This is a genomic window from Falsirhodobacter sp. 20TX0035 (assembly GCF_028307215.1).
Lineage (GTDB): Bacteria > Pseudomonadota > Alphaproteobacteria > Rhodobacterales > Rhodobacteraceae > Falsirhodobacter.
This window is the reverse complement of sequence record NZ_JAQMHV010000014.1, coordinates 1-18363: the sequence shown is the minus strand read 5'-3', so window position 1 is coordinate 18363 and position 18363 is coordinate 1. Positions and strand designations below refer to the sequence as shown.

At 64.0% G+C, this 18363-nt stretch carries 25 protein-coding genes; 20 read left to right on the top strand and 5 right to left on the bottom strand.

What is annotated here, in order from left to right; genetic code table 11:
• The 4 genes from PIJ50_RS13600 to PIJ50_RS13585 are packed head-to-tail and all read left to right on the top strand — an operon-like array spanning window position 1 to window position 2325.
• Complete coding sequence (locus PIJ50_RS13600) at window positions 1–474, top strand: DnaT-like ssDNA-binding protein (RefSeq protein WP_271975976.1); 474 nt, start codon at window positions 1–3, stop codon at window positions 472–474.
• The gene (locus tag PIJ50_RS13595) at window positions 474–833 is read left to right on the top strand and encodes a hypothetical protein (RefSeq protein WP_271975975.1); all 360 of its coding nucleotides are present in this window, start codon (window positions 474–476) and stop codon (window positions 831–833) included. Before PIJ50_RS13600 ends, PIJ50_RS13595 begins: the two co-directional genes overlap by 1 nt.
• Entirely contained in the window at window positions 833–1858 is a 1026-nt protein-coding gene (locus PIJ50_RS13590; RefSeq protein ID WP_271975974.1) for a putative phage head morphogenesis protein, read from the top strand. Before PIJ50_RS13595 ends, PIJ50_RS13590 begins: the two co-directional genes overlap by 1 nt.
• Window positions 1858–2325, top strand: coding sequence for a hypothetical protein (locus PIJ50_RS13585; RefSeq protein WP_271975973.1), 468 nt, complete (start codon window positions 1858–1860; stop codon window positions 2323–2325). The genes PIJ50_RS13590 and PIJ50_RS13585 overlap by 1 nt, the downstream gene beginning before the upstream one ends.
• Here PIJ50_RS13585 and PIJ50_RS13580 read toward each other — a convergent pair.
• A complete protein-coding gene (locus PIJ50_RS13580; RefSeq protein ID WP_271975972.1) occupies window positions 2282–2488 on the bottom strand; it encodes a hypothetical protein in 207 nt (68 codons plus the stop codon). The two genes, PIJ50_RS13585 and PIJ50_RS13580, sit on opposite strands and share 44 nt — an antisense overlap.
• Window positions 2489–2502: 14 nt before the next feature.
• Between PIJ50_RS13580 and PIJ50_RS13575 the strand changes: the two genes are divergently transcribed.
• The 5 genes from PIJ50_RS13575 (at window position 2503) to PIJ50_RS16450 (ending at window position 4660) form a co-directional block, all read left to right on the top strand.
• Window positions 2503–2919: a phage tail terminator-like protein gene (locus PIJ50_RS13575; RefSeq protein WP_271975971.1), complete on the top strand. Its 417-nt coding sequence runs from the start codon at window positions 2503–2505 to the stop codon at window positions 2917–2919.
• Between the two features lie 13 nt (window positions 2920–2932).
• Entirely contained in the window at window positions 2933–3184 is a 252-nt protein-coding gene (locus PIJ50_RS13570) for a hypothetical protein (protein WP_271975970.1), read from the top strand.
• A gap of 86 nt (window positions 3185–3270) precedes the next feature.
• On the top strand, window positions 3271–3720 hold the full coding sequence (locus PIJ50_RS13565) for a phage tail protein (protein WP_271975969.1): 450 nt from the start codon (window positions 3271–3273) through the stop codon (window positions 3718–3720).
• An 83-nt stretch (window positions 3721–3803) separates the two neighbouring features.
• Window positions 3804–4208: a hypothetical protein gene (locus tag PIJ50_RS13560; RefSeq protein ID WP_271975968.1), complete on the top strand. Its 405-nt coding sequence runs from the start codon at window positions 3804–3806 to the stop codon at window positions 4206–4208.
• A 203-nt stretch (window positions 4209–4411) separates the two neighbouring features.
• A complete protein-coding gene (locus PIJ50_RS16450) occupies window positions 4412–4660 on the top strand; it encodes a phage tail assembly chaperone (RefSeq protein WP_442900743.1) in 249 nt (82 codons plus the stop codon).
• Window positions 4661–4843: 183 nt separating this feature from the next.
• Here PIJ50_RS16450 and PIJ50_RS13550 read toward each other — a convergent pair whose 3' ends face one another.
• A complete protein-coding gene (locus PIJ50_RS13550) occupies window positions 4844–5329 on the bottom strand; it encodes a hypothetical protein (protein ID WP_271975966.1) in 486 nt (161 codons plus the stop codon).
• 407 nt (window positions 5330–5736) lie between these two features.
• Between PIJ50_RS13550 and PIJ50_RS13545 the strand changes: the two genes are divergently transcribed.
• Window positions 5737–6084, top strand: coding sequence for a PRC-barrel domain-containing protein (locus PIJ50_RS13545; protein WP_271975965.1), 348 nt, complete (start codon window positions 5737–5739; stop codon window positions 6082–6084).
• Window positions 6085–6263: 179 nt separating this feature from the next.
• Here the strand turns inward: PIJ50_RS13545 and PIJ50_RS13540 are convergent, their stop codons facing one another.
• Together PIJ50_RS13540 and PIJ50_RS13535 are read right to left on the bottom strand one after the other, a co-directional pair.
• Window positions 6264–6425, bottom strand: coding sequence for a DUF2256 domain-containing protein (locus tag PIJ50_RS13540; protein WP_271975964.1), 162 nt, complete (start codon window positions 6423–6425; stop codon window positions 6264–6266).
• Between the two features lie 72 nt (window positions 6426–6497).
• Complete coding sequence (locus PIJ50_RS13535) at window positions 6498–6899, bottom strand: Arc family DNA-binding protein (protein ID WP_271975963.1); 402 nt, start codon at window positions 6897–6899, stop codon at window positions 6498–6500.
• Between the two features lie 103 nt (window positions 6900–7002).
• Here PIJ50_RS13535 and PIJ50_RS13530 point away from each other — a divergent pair, with 103 nt between their 5' ends.
• From PIJ50_RS13530 to PIJ50_RS13515, 4 genes are read left to right on the top strand one after another with little or no spacing between them, the layout of a single operon-like run.
• Window positions 7003–7167, top strand: coding sequence for an Arc family DNA-binding protein (locus PIJ50_RS13530; protein WP_271975962.1), 165 nt, complete (start codon window positions 7003–7005; stop codon window positions 7165–7167).
• A 40-nt stretch (window positions 7168–7207) separates the two neighbouring features.
• Complete coding sequence (locus tag PIJ50_RS13525; RefSeq protein ID WP_334212731.1) at window positions 7208–7963, top strand: phage antirepressor KilAC domain-containing protein; 756 nt, start codon at window positions 7208–7210, stop codon at window positions 7961–7963.
• Window positions 7960–8319, top strand: coding sequence for a hypothetical protein (locus tag PIJ50_RS13520; RefSeq protein WP_271975961.1), 360 nt, complete (start codon window positions 7960–7962; stop codon window positions 8317–8319). The genes PIJ50_RS13525 and PIJ50_RS13520 overlap by 4 nt, the downstream gene beginning before the upstream one ends.
• The gene (locus tag PIJ50_RS13515; RefSeq protein ID WP_271975960.1) at window positions 8316–8486 is read left to right on the top strand and encodes a hypothetical protein; all 171 of its coding nucleotides are present in this window, start codon (window positions 8316–8318) and stop codon (window positions 8484–8486) included. The genes PIJ50_RS13520 and PIJ50_RS13515 overlap by 4 nt, the downstream gene beginning before the upstream one ends.
• Before the next feature lie 26 nt (window positions 8487–8512).
• On the opposite strand, the gene PIJ50_RS13510 is transcribed toward PIJ50_RS13515, so the two are convergent.
• A complete protein-coding gene (locus tag PIJ50_RS13510) occupies window positions 8513–8887 on the bottom strand; it encodes a hypothetical protein (protein ID WP_271975959.1) in 375 nt (124 codons plus the stop codon).
• Between the two features lie 65 nt (window positions 8888–8952).
• On the opposite strand from PIJ50_RS13510, the gene PIJ50_RS13505 reads away from it, so the two are divergent.
• The 6 genes from PIJ50_RS13505 to PIJ50_RS13480 are packed head-to-tail and all read left to right on the top strand — an operon-like array spanning window position 8953 to window position 18347.
• Window positions 8953–13245 (top strand): hypothetical protein, encoded by a 4293-nt coding sequence (locus PIJ50_RS13505; protein ID WP_271975958.1) that lies wholly within the window; start codon window positions 8953–8955, stop codon window positions 13243–13245.
• Complete coding sequence (locus PIJ50_RS13500) at window positions 13242–14129, top strand: hypothetical protein (RefSeq protein ID WP_271975957.1); 888 nt, start codon at window positions 13242–13244, stop codon at window positions 14127–14129. The genes PIJ50_RS13505 and PIJ50_RS13500 overlap by 4 nt, the downstream gene beginning before the upstream one ends.
• Window positions 14129–14959: a hypothetical protein gene (locus PIJ50_RS13495; protein WP_271975956.1), complete on the top strand. Its 831-nt coding sequence runs from the start codon at window positions 14129–14131 to the stop codon at window positions 14957–14959. Before PIJ50_RS13500 ends, PIJ50_RS13495 begins: the two co-directional genes overlap by 1 nt.
• Before the next feature lie 19 nt (window positions 14960–14978).
• A complete protein-coding gene (locus PIJ50_RS13490) occupies window positions 14979–15518 on the top strand; it encodes a hypothetical protein (RefSeq protein ID WP_271975955.1) in 540 nt (179 codons plus the stop codon).
• A 7-nt stretch (window positions 15519–15525) separates the two neighbouring features.
• Window positions 15526–17538 (top strand): hypothetical protein, encoded by a 2013-nt coding sequence (locus tag PIJ50_RS13485; protein ID WP_271975954.1) that lies wholly within the window; start codon window positions 15526–15528, stop codon window positions 17536–17538.
• Window positions 17539–17552: 14 nt separating this feature from the next.
• Window positions 17553–18347 (top strand): hypothetical protein, encoded by a 795-nt coding sequence (locus tag PIJ50_RS13480; protein ID WP_271975953.1) that lies wholly within the window; start codon window positions 17553–17555, stop codon window positions 18345–18347.
• The last annotated feature ends 16 nt before the right edge of the window (window positions 18348–18363 follow it).

The window sequence follows — 18363 nt, the reverse complement described above, 5'->3', positions numbered from 1 at the left end:
ATGTATGGCACGGATCAAGATTTTGCGGCATGGCTCGACAGCCAAGGCATCAGCTTGCCCGTGTCGGCGCCCAGCTTGGCTGTCCTGCGCGCGCGGGGCAGCGCCCACATCGACGCCACATTCGGGGCCCGCTTCAAGGGTGTGACGACGGCCGTGGACCAGCCCAACCAGTGGCCGCGCTCCAGCGTCGTCGTGAACGGGCGGCCTCTGCCCGACAACGCGGTGCCGCTGGCCGTCGTGCAGGCGTCCTACCGGGCCGCGCTGGCCGAGGGGCAGGGGTTCAGCCTGTCCCGCACGGTCGACCCGACGGCGCCGATCGTGAAGCGATCCAAGGTGGACGTGATCGAAGAAGAGTTTTTCCAGCCCCCCGCTAATGCGGCTTCGGCTGCGCCACTGGTGCCGGGTCTGGACGGACTGCTGGCGCCGTTCCTGCGCCCCGACAACGTCCGCATGATCGGCGGGTGGGTGGTCTGATGGACTACGCCCGCGCAGCCGCCACAGCCAAGCGCCTGCTGACCGGCGCGCAGCAGGGCGTCGTCGTCCTGTCGCGCGAGGTGCCGGGGCAGGTGGACCCCGCAAAGCCGTGGGTGCCTGTGCAGCTCACCGTGCAGACCGAGGGCCTGACCGCCACCGTGAAAGGTGTATCGGCGGCCTTCGTCGACGGTACCGCGGTGCTGGCCTCCGACCTTGAGGTGCTGTGCGTGCCGCCGGCGATGGGCGTGGACGTCACGGATACGATCATCATCGACGGCAAGCGCGCGGCCATCGTGCGTGTGACGCCGATCCCGGCCGCAGGGCAGGCAGCTGTCCTGCGACTGATCGTGAGGGGCTGATGGCATCGCTGCTGGCGCAATTCGCCGAACTTCTTGCCAAACTGGAGCCGCGGGTGCGGGAGGCGTTCGAAGCCGCCATCGCCGACCTGCGCAACGGGGTGCAGATCCGCCTCCTGGTCGAGCGGCTGGAGCGGCAGGATCTGGACGGGGCCATTGAGGCGCTGAACCTTGATCCTGCTGCCTATGCCAGCTTCCGGATGGTGCTGAACGAGACATTCACGGCGGCGGGCATGCTCCAGTCGTCGAACATTCCCCAGCCGCCCGGGCAACGCGTGGTCTTCCGCTTCGATGTGGCCGATCCAGCGGCGCAGCGGGTCATCCGTCAGGTGACCGCCGATCGGGTGACCAACATCATCGAGACGGACCGCCAAGCGGCACGCTCCGCGATCTTGTCGGGGTTCCAGCAGGGACGGCACCCGAACCGCATCGCCTTGGATCTCGCGGGCCGGGTGGGGAAGGGGCAGAACCAACGCACCGGGGGCATCATCGGCCTGTCGGGACCACAGGAGGGCTACGTCGCCTCCATGCGCGCCCGGCTGTTGTCCGGTGATCCTGCCGAAATGGCGAAGGTCCTGGAGATGACCCGCCGCGACAAGCGCTTCGACCGCGCCATCTCTAAGGCGATCCGCGACGGCAAGAAGCTCTCGCAGGATGACGTGGCCAAGATCACGGGCCGCTACAGCGACCGGCTGCTGTCCTTGCGCGCGGAGACCATCGCCCGCACGGAAACGGGTATGGCCGTCATGGCGGCGCGCCAGGAGAGCTTCCGGCAGGGGCTGGGCAAGACCGGCTATCCCGAGCAGGCAGTAATCCGGAAGTGGCGTCATGGCGGCGGCGGGCTGGAGCCGCGGCTGCTGCACATCCAGATGAACGGGAAGACCGTGCAGGGGCTGACGGAGCCCTTCATCCTGCCGGACGGCACGCGGATGATGCACCCGCTCGATCCGGCCGGCGGCGCCCGTCATTGCGCGCGCTGCACATGTGACCTTGAACTGAACGTGGACTACAGCTGGGGACTGACCTGATGGCCACGGGCTTCGCAGCAACGATCTCCGCTTGGGCGGCCGCCACGAAGCAGCGCCAGACGGCCGTGTTCCGGTCCAGCGCGCAGCGGGTGGCGAACGAGGTGCGGCAGACGGTTAATGAAGGCGGCCGGTTGCCGATCAAGACCGGCAACCTGCGACGCTCCCTGCTGGCGTCCACCACGGCACTCCCGACGGTGAGCACGGCCAAGGACTTCAGCGACCAGTCCGGCGAGATCGCCCTGACCATCGGGACCGCCGAGCTTGGTCAGACGGTCTACTTGGGCTTCCAAGCCGCCTATGCCCGGCGCCTGAACAACGGCTTCGTGGGTGAGGACAGCAAAGGCCGCAGCTACAACCAGGAAGGCTACCACTTCATCGAGGGCGTGGCCCAGCAGTGGCAACGCATCGTGGCCGAGGAGGCCGTCAGGCTTCAAGGGCAGGTGGCGGGGGCGTTTGCTCGCCCTTAGCCTCGATCATCAGCAGGCCGATCTGCATGCCGCTGAGCGCCTTGATCGTCGCCTTGATCACCGTGTCCCCATGCGGAGTGGCCCCCGACCGCCCGAAGAAGGGCCTCAGGGCGTCATGCAGGGCTTCGTAGATTTCCTGATCCGTCATGGGCGGTTTCGACATGGAGAGTGCATAGCATGGCTGAACCGACCGCCGCGACGAAAATCTGGCTCGCGCTGAAGCGGCAGATTGAAGTCGCCGCCGGCGATATTCCCGTGGCCTGGCCGGGGGAGGCTTTCGAGCCCACCGGCACGTTCCTTGCAGTGTCCGAGGTGATGACCCCCGCGGAACGGCGATCCTTGCGCGCTTCAGATCCGCATCGGCTCCGCGGCTCGCTCCTCCTGCGCCTCTCCATCCCGATGAGCGACAAGCAGGAGCGGGAAGTGTGGCGTGAGGCCGCCGCTCAGATCGCGACAGCATTCCCGGCCGACTTGCTGCTGGAATACGACGGGCAGAGCGTCCGGGTCCGGGAGAAGGCGTCCGTCACCGGCGCCTATCAGGACGGCGGCTGGTGGCACCAAACCGTGCAGGTCCGCTACGAAACATCCCTTTGACAGGAGAGCCCCCATGGCTGCGAAGGACGACACCAAGACCGAAGTGAAGGCCGATGCTGCGCCCATGACCGGCGTGAAGCTGATCCCGATGCGGGTCGGCAACGAGATGAAGCCGCACGCGCGCCTCAAGGGCGAGGCTCCCCGCAAGGGCAGCAAGCTGGCCTTCACTCTGGCTGACGGCGTGACCTACACCGGCAAGGTGCTGGCCGTGACGGATCTGGACGGCGACGTGCTGGTCGAGTTCGACGGGCCCCTGACCTACTGACATTCCGCCTTCGGGCGACACCTCATCCGGCTTCCGGATACCCCCGCGCCCGCGCGGCGCTTTTCACATCCATAGGAGACATGCTGATGGCATGGCAAACCGCAGCTGGCGCGTCCCTCGCGATCAGCCTGACCGCGCCCGCGACCTTCACGGAAGCCGGCTATTCCGCCCTGACGCCGAAGGTCGTCGGGGAAGTCACCAACGTCGGCGAGTTCGGCAAGGAGTTCGCCCTCGTCACTCACAACCCGCTGGCCGAGCGCGGCACCGGCAAGCGCAAGGGCAGCTACAACAATGGCACCCTGTCGCCCACCATGGCGCTGGACCCCTCCGACGAGGGTCAGCAGGACATGGAAACGGCGCTGGAGAGCGATCAGCCCGCCTATTTCCAGGTCACGCTGCAGGACGGCACCGCCTACTGGCTGGCCGGTCTCGTGATGTCCTACCGCCCGACTGTAGGCGGCGTGGACGACGTCGTGACCGCCGCCTGCACGATCGAGGTCGACAGCACCCCGATCGTCAAGATCCCCGCCGCCTGAGCGGGGAACGGGCGGCGCGTGTGGTTCGGGGCGCGCCGCCCACCTCATGAACCCGGATCATCCCCAGACCAAAGGACATTCACATGGATCTCGCAGATTTCGACCTGACCGCCGCGGCCGATCGTGGCGCCGACATGCAGCTGGAACACCCGGTGACCGGCGAGCCGCTAGTGACCGACACGGGCGAGGAGATCACCATCCGCCTGCTGGGCAACGACAGCCGCGAATTCCGGGCTGCACTGTCCGATCTGGCCGAGAAGCAGGCCGGCAAAAAGCGCCAGTCGCTCGCCGCCGCCGAGGCACATTCGGTCGACCTGCTGGCCCGTCTAACCCTCGGCTGGCAAGGCATCGTCTACAAGGGCGTGCCGCTGGAGTTCACCCGCGAGAACGCGGCGATGCTCTACCGCGAGCGTCCCTTCATCCGGGAGCAGATCGACCGCTTCATCGGTAACCGGGGAAACTTCTTCGGGAACGGCAAGCCCGCCTGATCCTGTGGGCGCGGCAGCACGCGTGGCTGTCGACGCCCGAGGACAAGCCTCCGAAGCAGAAGGACGGATCGACCCCGGCGCCCCAGCCCACGCGCTGGCAGAAGCTGGAGAAGGCGGGGAAGGGCGTCGACCTGCCCGACGTGGGGTTCGACGATCACATCGCGATCTGGCTGCTGCAGGTCGGACCGCTGGCGTCCGGAGGGATGTCAGCATCCCCTGTCTCGTGGACGGAGATCCAAGCCTGGGCGTCTCTCACCGGATACAGCCCTTCCCCTTGGGAGGCGGACACCCTGATGATCCTGTCGCGCGTCTATCTTGCGCAAGTGCAGGACAGCAACGGAGAGCGGGTGCCGGCGCCGTATGCCCCGGTGCAAGAGAGCGCGGCGCAGGTGAGCCAGGATCTGGGCAAGCTGCTGGATGCGCTGATGGCGGAGCAGAAAAAGAGGCGATGATGCTGATAATCGACGAGATGTGGCCGGACCTATCGGATGATGGGAAAAGCACGAAGATCAGGTTGGCAGTTTCCCCAGAGCATGCAGCTGGGTTCTATTTCCACGAGGGGCAACAGTTGTTGGTTGATCTTTCGGGGCCGCATGGACCGATCGGCCAAGCGCTCTTGAGCTACATCGCCTTCATCAAAGGCCAAGCCATCCTCGAAGTGGTCCAATTGCTGCCGGCAGGTTCTCCAGACCAGCATCCATGGCCTTCTGCGCCAATGATGTCAGCGAAGCAGCTGGTAACGCCTTGATCGCAGCGATCATCTGATCTTTGGCAGATGCCTCGGCATCGGAGGCATTGACCTTGGCGATGAGAAGTTGACGGATTGTGTCGTCATGAAGCCGCACCGTCATTACGTTTAGAATTGTTGAAAGACCCCCATCATCTTGAAGGAAGTCTAGACCACGTGCGGTGATCTCGACAGTCGTTGGCTGCTTGCCCCCATGCAAGGGCTCGATCCATTCGGATTTCAGCAGGCCATTCTCCGTCAGATACATGACGTTCACGTTGAACTTGTTGTCCCGATCCGGAAATTCCCGGCGAAGTATCGGGGTCTGGGGGTAAAACTCGGCAAAGCGCCTCATCAGGTGCAGCTGATACTCCCGGTCTAAAAGCTCGCCCATGTATCCCTCCCGCCGATGTATATGCACGCTCGACGAGAATCACATGATCCGTCTACGGGAACGTTCCGCTAACCGCGATCGGTAGGATGCCCTACGGCGGCACCGGGATGGCTTGGTGGTGTGAGAGAGCGGTCCCATCGAGGGGCCGATGACAATCAGAGTACACATATGAAGGATGCAACCGGCTCGCTTGGATCGGTCCAAGATTAGCCCCCACCATAGATGTTCACGAGTCGGCTTAGGCGAGAGGCGAGGTTGAGGGCACACATCGCTTCGCCGCCTACCATTACAGAGCACGCGGCTACGGGAACGTTCCCCCCCACCAGAAGATCCCGACTGAAAGATGTCGACGCAACGTGGAACGCAATGACTTCCATCGCTGTTTGTGCGCCAGAAGGAGACAACCCATGGCACATGAACACGTTATCCTGACGGGCGCTGAACTGACGATCGAAAACCTGACGGGCGTTTCCGTTTATGGTCCGGAACACGAGAAGGTGGGCGTTGTCGGCGATCTGCTGCTGTCGGCAGACGAAACGATCCGTTCCGCGGTGATCGATGTCGGAGGCTTCCTGGGCATCGGCGCCAAGCACGTGGCCGTTCCTTTCGAAGCGCTTCAGTTCGTACACGACGGTGTGGGTGGCGACATCCATGCGCACATCGGTTGGACGAAGGACGAACTCAAGGACCGGCCGGAGCACGTGAGGACCGATGACGACGTGGGCTTTACGGTCTACGCTCCTCCGCTCGTCTGAGGGTAGATCAGGCTCAAGTCCTGAAACCTGAGAGTACCAAGCCCCGCCAGTGCGGGGCTTTTTGTATCGCCCGCGCTGGCGGGGCTAACAAGGCGACCTTGGGGTTATCTTCCGCAGGATGGGAAACGAGGTGCTGCGGGCTTGGGGAGCCATAGGATTTAGGCACAGGTTTGTTAGGCCTATTTGCCGCTAGCCAGCTTGCCCTTCACCTCCCGGCGGCACCGTTCGGAGCAGTAGACCACCTGATCCCAGTCGCGTTCCCATTTCTTGCGCCAAGTGAACGGTCGTCCGCAGACTGGGCAGACCTTACTTGGCAGCTCGGACTTCTTCTTCATCTTCATGCGAGAGTACCTTTCGTCCCCACACGAACGTTCTACGAACCTGCGGATGCTGAACGCGCTCCGGCGGCACCATCACCGTTTGAGCTTACTTAAATCGAAATGAGATATGTCCGAGTCAGCGATCTTCTTTCGTCGATCAATATGCCGTTGCTCCTCTTCCGTGGTGAGGTTTCCCGATGCCCGTTTGGCCGTCAGTATGTTGTCAGCCATCTCAAGAAGGGTTCCCCGAAGGTAATCCCACATTTCCGCCCGTTCGTCAGGGTCGGGCATCTCTGCTATTTCTATCGTTAGATTTTTGAGACGTTCGCCGAGATCTTCAGGCTCCGGCGCTGGATACTTCTCCTCCAGCGTCGCCACGACCTCTGCATTCATGCTGCGGCTGTTAGCCTCAGCAGCAGCCTTGATCCTGTCCCGCATCCCATCCGGGAGGCGGAGGACGAACTTGTCGCTATCGCGGTTGGTGGGAACTGACATCTACGAATCTCCGTGCTGGTGGCACCGTGCCTTAAATCAGCCCTTGACGCACTAGTGGCTCGGTGCCATGTATAGGTGGCACGGTGCCACAAAGGAGAATCCTGTGTCTAAAGACCTCAACAAGTTCGTGGTTCGTCTGCCGGAAGGTTGGCGCGACACGATCAAGAGCGAGGCGAAAAAGTCCCATCGGTCGATGAACGCGGAGATCATCGCGGCCATCGAAACGGCGATGCGGATCAAGGGAGTGCAGCTTGAGGCGGCATCCTGAAACGAGAAAGGCCGCCGGGGCTGCAACCCCAACGGCCTCGATGAACCCAACCAACTACGAAAGGGCTTCGGCCATGAATATGCTTGTGAACACAGAAGATTTCAATGGTCCTCTTACGATGTCGTCTCGCGAGGTCGCAGAGCTTTGTGAAAAGAACCACGCAGACGTCCTTCGGGATATCCGTGTCATGCTGGAGCAGCTGGACGAAGTAGCCAGCAGTTTTGCGGGCTACTACATCGCAAGCAACGGCAAGCAGAACCCCTGCTTCAATTTGCCCAAAGACCTAACGCTGACGCTGGTCGCTGGCTACAACGTGAAGCTGCGCAAACGGATCATTGACCGCTGGCTTGAACTCGAAGGGCAGGGGCCGCGCACGGCGGCGCTAACCGGGCCGCAACTGATGGCGGCAGCTCTGATCGAGGCCGACGCGACGATGAAGGCGCAAGCCGCGCAGATCGAGGGCATGAAGGAGGACGTGGCTGCCCACGAGCGCCTGACGAAGGCTGAGGGATCGCTGAACGTGACCGAGGCGGCGAAGAATCTCGGCATCCGGCCCAAGGAACTGTTCGACTGGCTGTCGCACAATGGCTGGACCTACAAGCGCCCCGGCGCCTCCAACTGGCTCGGCTATCAGACCAAGTGCAATCAGGGCCTTCTGGAACACAAGAGCACGACCGTGATCCGGGCCGACGGAAGTGAGAAGATCAGCGAGCAAGTCCGCATCACGCCGAAGGGGCTGTCGCTCCTGGCCAAACTGATCTTCCCGACAGTCCGGTTGATCGGGGGTGCAGCATGAACCGCCGTTCCCTGATCCGCTGCGCCCCCGCCGCGGGCATGGCCGCGCTGCTGGCGGGCGCAGTGCCGGTCATCGCCCAAGCGCAGGGCGAGACGCCCATCATGGCGATGTTCCAGCAATGGAAGCAGGCACACGACTACTCGAACGAACGCGGCCTGGATGAGGAGACGGCCGACGCAGCATTGGCCGAGGCTATCGAGATCGAGAACCAGATGATCGCGATGCCCTGCCAGAGCATGCAGGATCTGGCCGCGAAGATCTGCGCCTACACGTCGTTCGGAGCATTCGCCTTGTCGGACAGCGTGATGCCGGAGCTCTGGGCCGAGATGGCGGCCATGGTCGAGGTGGCGGCATGATCACCGCCACGGATCAGGACAAGTGGAGCTGGTTCCTGGCTTCGGCCAACTCGGCCGATGTGAGCTTCATGATCGGCAAGCTGGAGGCGAACCGAGACTTCCGCAGCCCGGCGGCGTTGCAGATGCTGGATGCCCTTCGACGGCATAGGGACAGTTTGGTCGTGTGACGACAAGCGGCCCTGTAACGGGGCCGCTATCCGTCCATCTCGCTTTCCAATGTCTGCTCGATAGTATCGACAAGCATGCGTGTCGTTCCAATGAAGATTGGGGAAGGGCAGCCGTTAAGCCTGCCCAAACTGAACGACAGATCAGACGAAACTTGAAGGTCGTCACGGAACGAGGATCTTCCTCCAAACCATGCTGCCCATAGGCCCGGGAAGCGCCATTCAGCGATCCGATCAGACAGATCAGACACGCCAGATTTTCCCGGCCCTTGACCGCAGGCATCAAGACTTCCCGCGTGTTCGGCATACTGATTGAGCAACTCGACCATGATCTCAGACTGGCGATCATCCGCTAATGCCGGATGTGCCCAAGCCAGCGCCGCCAAAACAACAATCGCTTTCAAAGCAAACTCCTCCAGCCCCCCACTAACGGTAGGGGGCTTTTTCACGTTCATCAAGGAAGCGCCACATGACCGACGCGGCCCTCAGCCTATCGATTGACAGCGCACCTGCCGCGAAAGCGGCCGTCGATCTGGACAAGCTCACGGCTTCTGCCGGCCGAAGTGAGAAGGGCGTCGTTGAGGCTGTTCGCAAGGCCACTGATGCTTTGAACAACCTGTCTAGCGGGCTTGCTGGATACTCATCCACGATCGCGAAGGCTTTGGAGCAGGCGCAGCGGCCAGCCCAGCAGGCGGCGCGGTCGTTCGACGACATCCGGGCCAGCCTAGATCCGCTTTTCGCCTCAACGCAGCGATACGCAAAGATCCAAGACGAACTTACGGCAGCGGTGAAGCGCGGAGAGGCAACACAGGATCAGGCCAACCGCGTCTTGGCTCAAGCTCAGGACCGTTACCTTGGTGTATCCAATGCGGTACAAGCGCATCGGGATGCTGTGAACAGTCTGAAGGCATCGCTGGACCCCGCCTATGCCGCTACGATGCGACTTGAAGCAGCAGAGGAGCAACTGAATGCTGCGGTGCGCGCTGGCGCTATCTCACGCACCGAGGCGAACAGCGTTCTGGCTGTCGCGCGGCAACAATATCAAGGGAACGTAGCACCGACTGAGCAGCTGGTGCGCGCGACCAACCAGCTCTCAAGCGCACAGAAGTCAGCCTCCAGCGGGTCTCGTGCGTTCGGGCAGACCTTCACGCAGGTCGGCTACCAAGTCCAAGACGCTGCGGTTCAACTCGCGATGGGCGCCAATGCCATGATGGTAATCGGGCAGCAGGCTCCGCAAGCCCTCGGCGTGTTGGGGATGTCGGGCCCGCTAGGGGTCGCTGTGGCTGGTATCGCAACCCTGATTGCAGTGGGTTCCGCTGTCGCGCCGATGCTCTTCGACATGGGCGATAAAGCCAAGAAAACTTCCGATCTATTCGGCGACTTGGCGGGCGCCGTGGATCGATATTCTTCATCCGCCGATCAGTCACGTGCTTCTGTAGCTGACCTGACGGCGGAATTTGGATCGCAAGCGGAGGCCATGCGGGGCATTCTCCGCCTTCAGGCAGAACTGGACCAACAAGCCGCGCTGAGGTCTCTGCGCGAGACCGTGAAAAGCATGACCGGCCTTTCCACCATGGCGAAGGAAATGGACGCCCTGATCGAGAAAGCCGGGGGCTTTGGTCTGCTCACCAACGAGATGAGGGGCTTTCTGCGGGAGACCAAGCTGAGCGCCGATCAGGTGGTGACCCTAGGGCAGGGAGTGGACCGGCTGGGTCAATCGAAGGGACCCGAACAAGTCACGTCTGCGGCTCGCGATCTTCTCACGTTCCTAGAGCAGGCATACGGCACGGTTGAAAGCATGCCGCCCAGCATCCAGGCTCTCGCAAGCAACCTGACGCAGGCGGTAGCTGAGAGCGAGCGCATGACAGCGACCAGCAATGGAACTGCTGGCGCACTGGACAATGCAGCGAATGCCGCGCGTGGTCTTGCTCAAGCCATTGCAACGGCAGCCGGGTTCTCGGCGAACCTCGATCAGGGCGTCCACCTACTGGAGGTTCAACTCGATGCGGTGAGGAATAAGGCCGATGCGTCCGCGGCAGTCGCCATCGAGAGCCTCAGGTTGGAGGCACAGGCCAACCGAGATCGCCAAGTGGCTTCTGGACAGCTTGCGGTCATCGCGGATGCACAGCTTGCGCTGGATAATGCGTCGATCGAACGCCGGCAGGAGCTGCTGGGCCTGATCCGCACGGAAACCGAAGCTCAGGCTGTAGCCGGAAGGGCCGCTAAATCTGGCGCGTCTTCTGCCATGAAGCAAACGAAAGAGCTTCAGTCTCTGACAGACAGCTGGCTAAAACGCATCCAGACGCCGACGGAGAAATATGCCGAGCAGCTTGCCGAGATCACGTCGCTGCAGGCGGCCGGCAAGCTGACGGCGGAGCAGTTCGCCCGGGCGCAGAACCTCATCAACGAGGAGGTACGTGAGGGCAACCCGCTGATGGAGCAGCTGTCTAACTCGTTCTGGGACTTCTTGGAGCGTGGGGCGGCTGATTTCGCATCGTTCAAGTCTGCGATGATCGGCGGCTTCCGGACGATGCTGGTCAGCATGATCCGCTTGGCAGCGCAGAACAAGCTGGTGATCGGCGTTGGCATGGGCGGGACTGGGGGTGTGGCGGGTGCGGCTTCGGCGGCTACCGGTGGCGGTGGGCTCGGTGGCCTGATGCAAGGTGCCGGGCTGCTGGGCAAGATCACCGGCTTCGGCTCCTCCATCCTGTCGGGCATCACGGCACCCCTGCAAGCGGCCCTTTCCAGCGCGACCAGCGGCGGCATCATGCAGGGCTTCCAGTCCTATTCCACGAGCCTGAGCGCCAACGCCGCGGGCTTCAACGGCCTGGGCATGCAGATCGGCGCCTACCTTGGCCCAGCCATCGCGGGCACGGCCATCGGCGGCCTACTGGCGGGCGACTACAAGATCGCCGGTCTGGGCGGATCCACCACGTCGATGATCGGCGCTGGCCTCGGCGCGCTGATCGGCGGACCTCTGGGTGGGCTTGTGGGTGGTGCCTTGGGCGGCCTGACCAACCGGCTGTTCGGCAAGCGGCTGGCGGGCGCCGGCATCGAAGGGAAGTTCTACGGGACGGACGGGTTCAGCGGCAGCACCTATCAGGACTACAAGGGCGGCGTGTTCGGCAGCGACAGCACGGAACGGCAAGCGCTGGATAAGGCCACGCAGGACACGCTGTCCCAGAGCTTCGCCGAGCTGCGCAAGAGCGTCGTGGGCATGGCCGACACGCTGGGCCTCGCCGGGAACACGTTCGACGATTTCATCTACAAGTTCCGCTTCTCGACCGACGACAAGTCGTCTGAGGAGATCGCCGAGAAGTTTCAGGCGAAGCTTGAGGATGCTGGTCACGCCATGGCGGACATGATCGCCGGCATCGACAAGTACGCCAAGAGCGGGGAGGAGGCGCTCGACACGCTTACCCGCCTTTCCCAGTCCCTCGTTGGTGTGACCAGCATCATGGACACGCTCGGGCACAGCTTCAGCGCCACCGGTCTCGCGGGCGCGGATATGGCATCAGCTCTGGCCGAACTGTTCGGCGGCCTGGATGCAATGGGGACAGCCACCCAGACCTATTACAACGCCTTCTATTCGGAGGAGCAGCGGCGCCTGACCCTTCAGCGGCAGATGACCGAGCAGCTGGACAAGCTCGACATCGCGATGCCGCGGACGCGGGACGCCTACATGGCGATGATCGAGGCGCAGGACCTGACGACGGAGAAGGGCCGGGAGGCTTATGCCGCCCTGATCCAGCTGGCCGCGGGAATGGATACCGTCCTTCCGGCAATCGGCAGCTTCACCGAGGAGATGGCCAAGATCGCCGGCACCATCGCGACGGATCTGACGGCGGCCATGGACGGAGCACAGCAGGCGGCGCAGACGCACGCGCAGTCGTCGGCGCTATGGTATCGGACCGCAGAAAGCCTGCGCAGCTTCCTGCACGATCTGAACAGCAGCCAGTTGGCCTATGTGTCGGCCGCGCAGGCGCTTGTGGGGCAGCGGTCGCAGTTCGACACGCAGCTGGCGCGGGCACTTGCCGGCGACAACGAGGCCGCGCAGGGGCTGACCGGTTCGGCCTCCACTCTGCTCGCCGGATACCGCCAAGCGTCGTCGTCGCAGATCGACTACGCGATGATGGCGGCGCAGGTGGTGGCGGGGGTGCGTCAGGCAGCGGACTACGCCGAAGGGCAGGGTAGCACCGAGGAGAAGCTGGCCAAGCTCTATGAGGATCAGTTGGACGCCCTGACGGCGATCCGCGACTACCTCAATGGCACCGATCTGATGGACCTGGGCTCCACCTTGGCGATGCTGAGCGGCACCATGACGTCGGTGCAGGGAGCCATCATCGCCCTGTCGCCTTCGGCCATCGGCACGAGCATCGGCACCCTGGCCGCATCGATTGAAGCGCTGCGGCAAGCGTATCTGGCCGAGAACGGGCAGGGAGCATCCAACCGCACCTACGCCAGCGGCGATTTCATGTCCGCCAGCCGCATCACCCAGCCCGAGGTGACGCAGGCCCGTCTGGTGACCGATGCTACCCCGGGAATGGCCGCTGCGGGCCCGGCGACGATCTACACGGCCGCCTCGCCGGTCGACGCATCGGCATCGGCGGATCTGGTGGCAGAAGTCCGGTCGCTTCGCGAGGAGAACCGGCAGCTGCTGATGGCGATCCGTTCGGACACGTCGAAGTCCGCCAAGATCGCGAAGAAGTGGGACACCATCGGGCAACCGCCCGAGCAAGCCGCAACGGGGACTGCCGCATGAAGGTCATCGTTCCCGATCCCATCGCCTCGCTGACCACGAACGTGCCGGAGGACGATTACCCAGCCTGGGCGAACGGCACCACATACGCGTCGGGCGCGCGGGTGATCACGGCGGCCTCCCACCAGGTTTGGCAATCGGTTCAAGCAGCGAACACCGGACACAGCCCCACCACCGACGACGGAACATGGTGGGTGCTGGTGGGGGCGACGGATCGATACAAGCCCTTCGACGCCAAGCTCTCAGACGCCGTGACCCGGCAGATGAACATGAGCTGGACCGTCACGCCGGTTTCGCGCGCTGACGGGCTGGCGCTCTTTGGTGTGGGAGCGTCGTCGGTCAACGTGAAGATCACAGCGTCCGGCTCGACCCTCTATGACCAGACGTTCCAGATCCTCGACACATCTGCCATCGTCGACTGGTATTCCTTCTTCACCTACGAGCCGGAATACGACACCCAGATGATCCTGACGGGCCTTCCAGGACTGGCGGGCTCCCAGATCGCCATCACGCTGCAGTCGGTCGGAGCGTTTACCAGCATCTCGGAGATCGTCGTAGGGCGGGTCAACCGTCTGGGCACCAGCCTCGAAGGCACCTCGATCGGCATCACGGATTACTCAATCAAGGAGCGCGACGAGTGGGGCAACCCCGTCATCGTGCAGCGCGCCTTCGCCGACACGACCACGTTCCAGTTCGAGATGCCGCCCACGGATGCCCGACGCGTCAAGACGCTGCTGTCCCGCCTGCGGGCCACGGCGGCCGTCTACTTCGTTGACGAGACGGCAACCGATCTGGGCGCCACGGTCTTCGGCTTCTTCTCGGACTTCGACATTCCGCTGACCCATGGGTCCAGCTTCGCCACCCTTGAGATCGAAGGACTTGTCTGATGGCATTCTCCAGTATCCCTCCGCTTCCCGTACCGCCCACATTGGCGGACCCAGCGTCCTTCAACAACCGGGCCGAGGCTTTCGTGGGAGCGATGCCTGCGACCATGGCGGGGATCAACAACTTCGCGGTGGAACTGAACCAACTCCAGCTCGGCGACATGTCCAGCTACGTCTACACCTTCTTCAAGGCGACGAATGCCCAGCAAGCGCGCGCGTCGCTGGGGATGGATTATGCCACCCAAGCAGAAGCCGAGGCGGGAGCCGCGACAACGAAGGTCCTGTCGCCTCTACGCGGGGCGCAGCAGTTCGCGAAGCTGATCGCGGCGTGGTTTACCACGAGGTTGGCGTCCTCGACACAGGCGGCCGCTGCCGATGCCAATGACGTACTTATGACGCCTTTGCGCACACAGGACTGGTTCGGCGGCCAGCGACCCACGCCCGCGGAAGCGGCGGCAGGAACGCTGACCACGAAGATCATGACGCCGGCGGCCACACGTCAGGCGGTGAACGCCGAGGGCATGGCCCCGATCTATGCGGTGCGGGCGTGGGGCGATTTTACTGCGGAAGCAGACGGGGCGATCACCATCAACGGATCGGGAAACGTGGCCTCCATCGTGACGGATGGTGGGGGGTACCGCATCACTCTGGCCAAGGCGATGCCAAGCGCGAATTACGCTGTAGCAGTAAGCGGTCAGAGGACGGACAATGCGTTCTCGCTTGTTGCCCTACAGGACGGCAAGGGTAAAACCGCCACCGAGTTCACCTTGACGCTTCGGACGAGCGCGAACAACTTCGCATCTGGCCGCGTCATGTTCATGGTCGTCGGCTAAATCTCCAAGGATCACCACTATGACAGCGCAAACCGGCGCCGGCGTCTCGCTGGCGATCAGCCTTGCTGCGCCTGCGTCCTATGATGCGGATGGATTTGGTGCCTTACAGCCCGTCACCATCGGCGAGGTGACCAACATCGGGAGCTTTGGGCGCGAGTTTTCCACTGTCACCCATCAGGCGCTAGATCGGCGCGGCACCGACAAGCGCAAAGGCGCCTTCAACAACGGCGCGGTGTCACCGACGCTGGCGCTTGACCCATCGGACGCAGGGCAGGACGCAGTTGAGGCGGCTAAGGAGCGTCGATCACCGGCGTTCTTCCGCGTCACCCTTCAGGATGGCCTCGTCTACTGGTTTGCTGGCGTCGTCATGTCCTTCCGAGTGAGGGTGAATGGCGCGGACGACGTGGTGATTGGCACCATCAGCATCGAAATCGAGCCGACCCCGATCGTGCGGTATCGCACTGTGGCCGGGCTGCCGGGCGACACCTTCCTGACCATCGAAGATCTGTTCGACGCCACGATGCGTCGGCTTTCCGAAACGCTTAGCGCTGCGGCATGAGGTAGAAATGGCAAAGCTTCCCATTGATGAGGCCGTCCGGCGCTTCTTTACAAACGAAGAGCGGTTCGACGCCTTTGCCAACGGCGGCGAGGCGGAGGAGTGGCAGGACGCCGAAGGCCACTCACGCCCATCGATCCGCAAGTTCCTGGCGGATGTCGCTTCCCTGTCGCCCGATGCGATCACGCTGCTCCAAGAGGCTGTCGCCGCAAAGGTGAACGAGGGGATCGCAAGCACCGCCCGAGCTGAAGCTGCTGCGGCGGCTGCCGAAAATGTGCTGCCCGCCAAATACACCGTTGCGACGAAGGCAAAGCTGGACGAGGTGCAAGGGGCGGTCGTCAACGACATCGGCTTCGTGACGGCACCCGAGGCCAGCGGGGGCGGCTACTACAGCTACAGCGGGACGGCGTGGGCCTATATCGGCCAGGGCGCGCTGGCAGCGAAGGCCAACAAGGCGGAGGTGGCCGCCATCGCGCAGGATGTCCTCGATCTTCGCAACATCGCGGCCCCCGGCGACAGCGTGGTCATCGTGGCGGCCCCGAACGGCCCGGCGCTCGTCACGCTGAAGGACGGCACCACGCGCGGCAACTTCCTCCCCGACGACGTGAAGGGTCTTGTGCCGAAGCTGGAGGAACTGGCGGCCCCGGAGCCGCCGGAGGTGGCCAAGCCCAGCGACTCCATCGTTCTGGTGGAAGCCGCGAACGGGCCGGCGCTGACGATGCGCCAGGACGGGGTTCTGCGCGGGACTTTCCTCGCCGAAGACATCCTCGGCCTTGAGGACACCGGCGGCGGGGGTGGCGGCGGATCGGCCGTCGAGTTCGCCGACCCTGACAACGTGGGCGAGGCGTGGAACAGCATCAAGACGACGGACGCCGGCGGCGAGGTCTTCCGCTACCTGTCCACGCAATGGGACGGCAACGTCTGGGGCTTCGAGAAGCGAGGAACCATCACACTCGCCCAGACCCAGAACCCGGCGCTTGGCATCGTGTCGTTCGGGGGCGGGTCGGCTGGCGTGATCCGCGCGCTGCCGGATGATTTCCCGTATCACGTCGTGAACGAGACCCTGCTGGCCCCCAAGGACGGTCTGGCGGCCACGGCGCAGGCGGTCGCGCATCTGACCGGAGAACGGGCGATCTATCGCGGGCTGCCGACGGTCGTGGCGTTGACGCAGGTGCTGTCGTCGACCGTGGAAGCGGACGCGCTGCCCGGTGCCCCGGCCCGTACCGCGCTGATCCAGCGCATCGCCGCTGCAAAGGCCGCCCTCGCGCCGTGGGGGAAGGAACTGTTCATCGACCGCATCTCGCTGGCGCTGCTGGAAGGCGCGCCGGCCACACCCAAGGCCACGGCGGATTTGCACTATGCCGCTGTCGCGAACGGCCTGCGGATGGAGGTGGCCGAAGCCGCAGGGCAGGCGCCGCTGCCGATGGTGGTGGTGTCGCAGTCGGCCGGGACGCGCACGGACGGAACGTCGGAGGTCATTCTGGCCGAGGGGGAACTGGACTTCGCGCACTTCTCGTTGGCCTTCGTCATCGCCGGGCCGCGCTACCCGTATCCTCTGGAGCCGGGCACCGCCGCCACCCTGACGGCGCAATCCGCCCTTCTGCTGAGCGAGCTGGAGGCAATTGCCGTCTCCGAGCGGTTGGCACGGCGCTCGTGGTATGGCCCCTGCATCGACGCGCAATGCAGCATCGCCGGGCGCGTCATCACCGCGCCCTTCACGGCCCTGAGCAACCTGATCCTGCGCGATCCGGCCAATCACGGCTTTACCGTGGCCGGCGTTACGAACGGCGCGACGATCGAGAGTGTCGCCGTTACCGGCACGAGCGTTCTGATCACCATGACGGCCGAACCTTTGGGCGATTTGACGGTCCGCTATGCCTGGGGCCAGACCGGCGACCGGGGCGACGGCTTCACGGCCAACCGCGGGTCTCTCACCGACCAGTGGTCGCAAGCCAGCCGCGTCGTCAACGGCGCCACCCACTACCGTTACGCGCGCTCCGGCCGCGCCCCTGTTGTGCGCTGAGGAGGCGCTGAACCATGCCCATCGCCACGCTTCCCGGCATAATCGCCCGCCCGATCACCGACGCCTTCGTCTGGGAGGAGGTCTTCGCCAAGTATCCGGCTCTGAAGAACTGGTGGACCCTGACCAAGGGGCAGGCCACGGCCGACGCCACAACCGGACGCACCCGGATCGCCCCGCGCATCGGGACGCTGACCCTCGACGGCACCGGCGTGCAGCCGTGGGTCGCGGATGGGGGCTACGAGGCGGCCAGCTTCGCCGGAACGCAGGGCCAGCCGGTCCTCGGTTTCGACACCGCCAAGCTGACCGGCCGGTGGACGATGTTCAGCGTCCGCAAGGCGGCAGCCATCGACACCGAGGACTGGGGTATCAGCCTGCGGAACTCCGATCCGTCCGTAGCCGAAGGGGACGGCGCCCGCGTGTTCCACGTCGCCCGCAGCACCGCAGGCGCCTCGCAGGTGCGCGGGGTGCTGATCAACCCGGCCATCAACGCGCTGCTGACCTATCCCAATGCCCCGGCCCTCAACACCCGGGACGTGGGCTTCGTGTCCTTCGACTTCACCACCGGGGCGGTGTCCGGCGCGCACGGGGCAGAGGCGCCCACCAGCGTGACCTATGGCCGGTGGAGCGAACTTCTGGCGACCGGAGGTACCGTCTGGCAGTGGACCGTCGGCCAAGGGCAGGGGAACCAGCCCTTCAGCGGCTCCATCCTCGATTTTGCGCTGATCCAAGGCGACATCTTCGACGGCACCGCGGCCATGAACAACTTGCGCGCGGACCTGATCCGCTACGCCGCCACCTATGGGGCCTGAGCCATGACGAACCTTC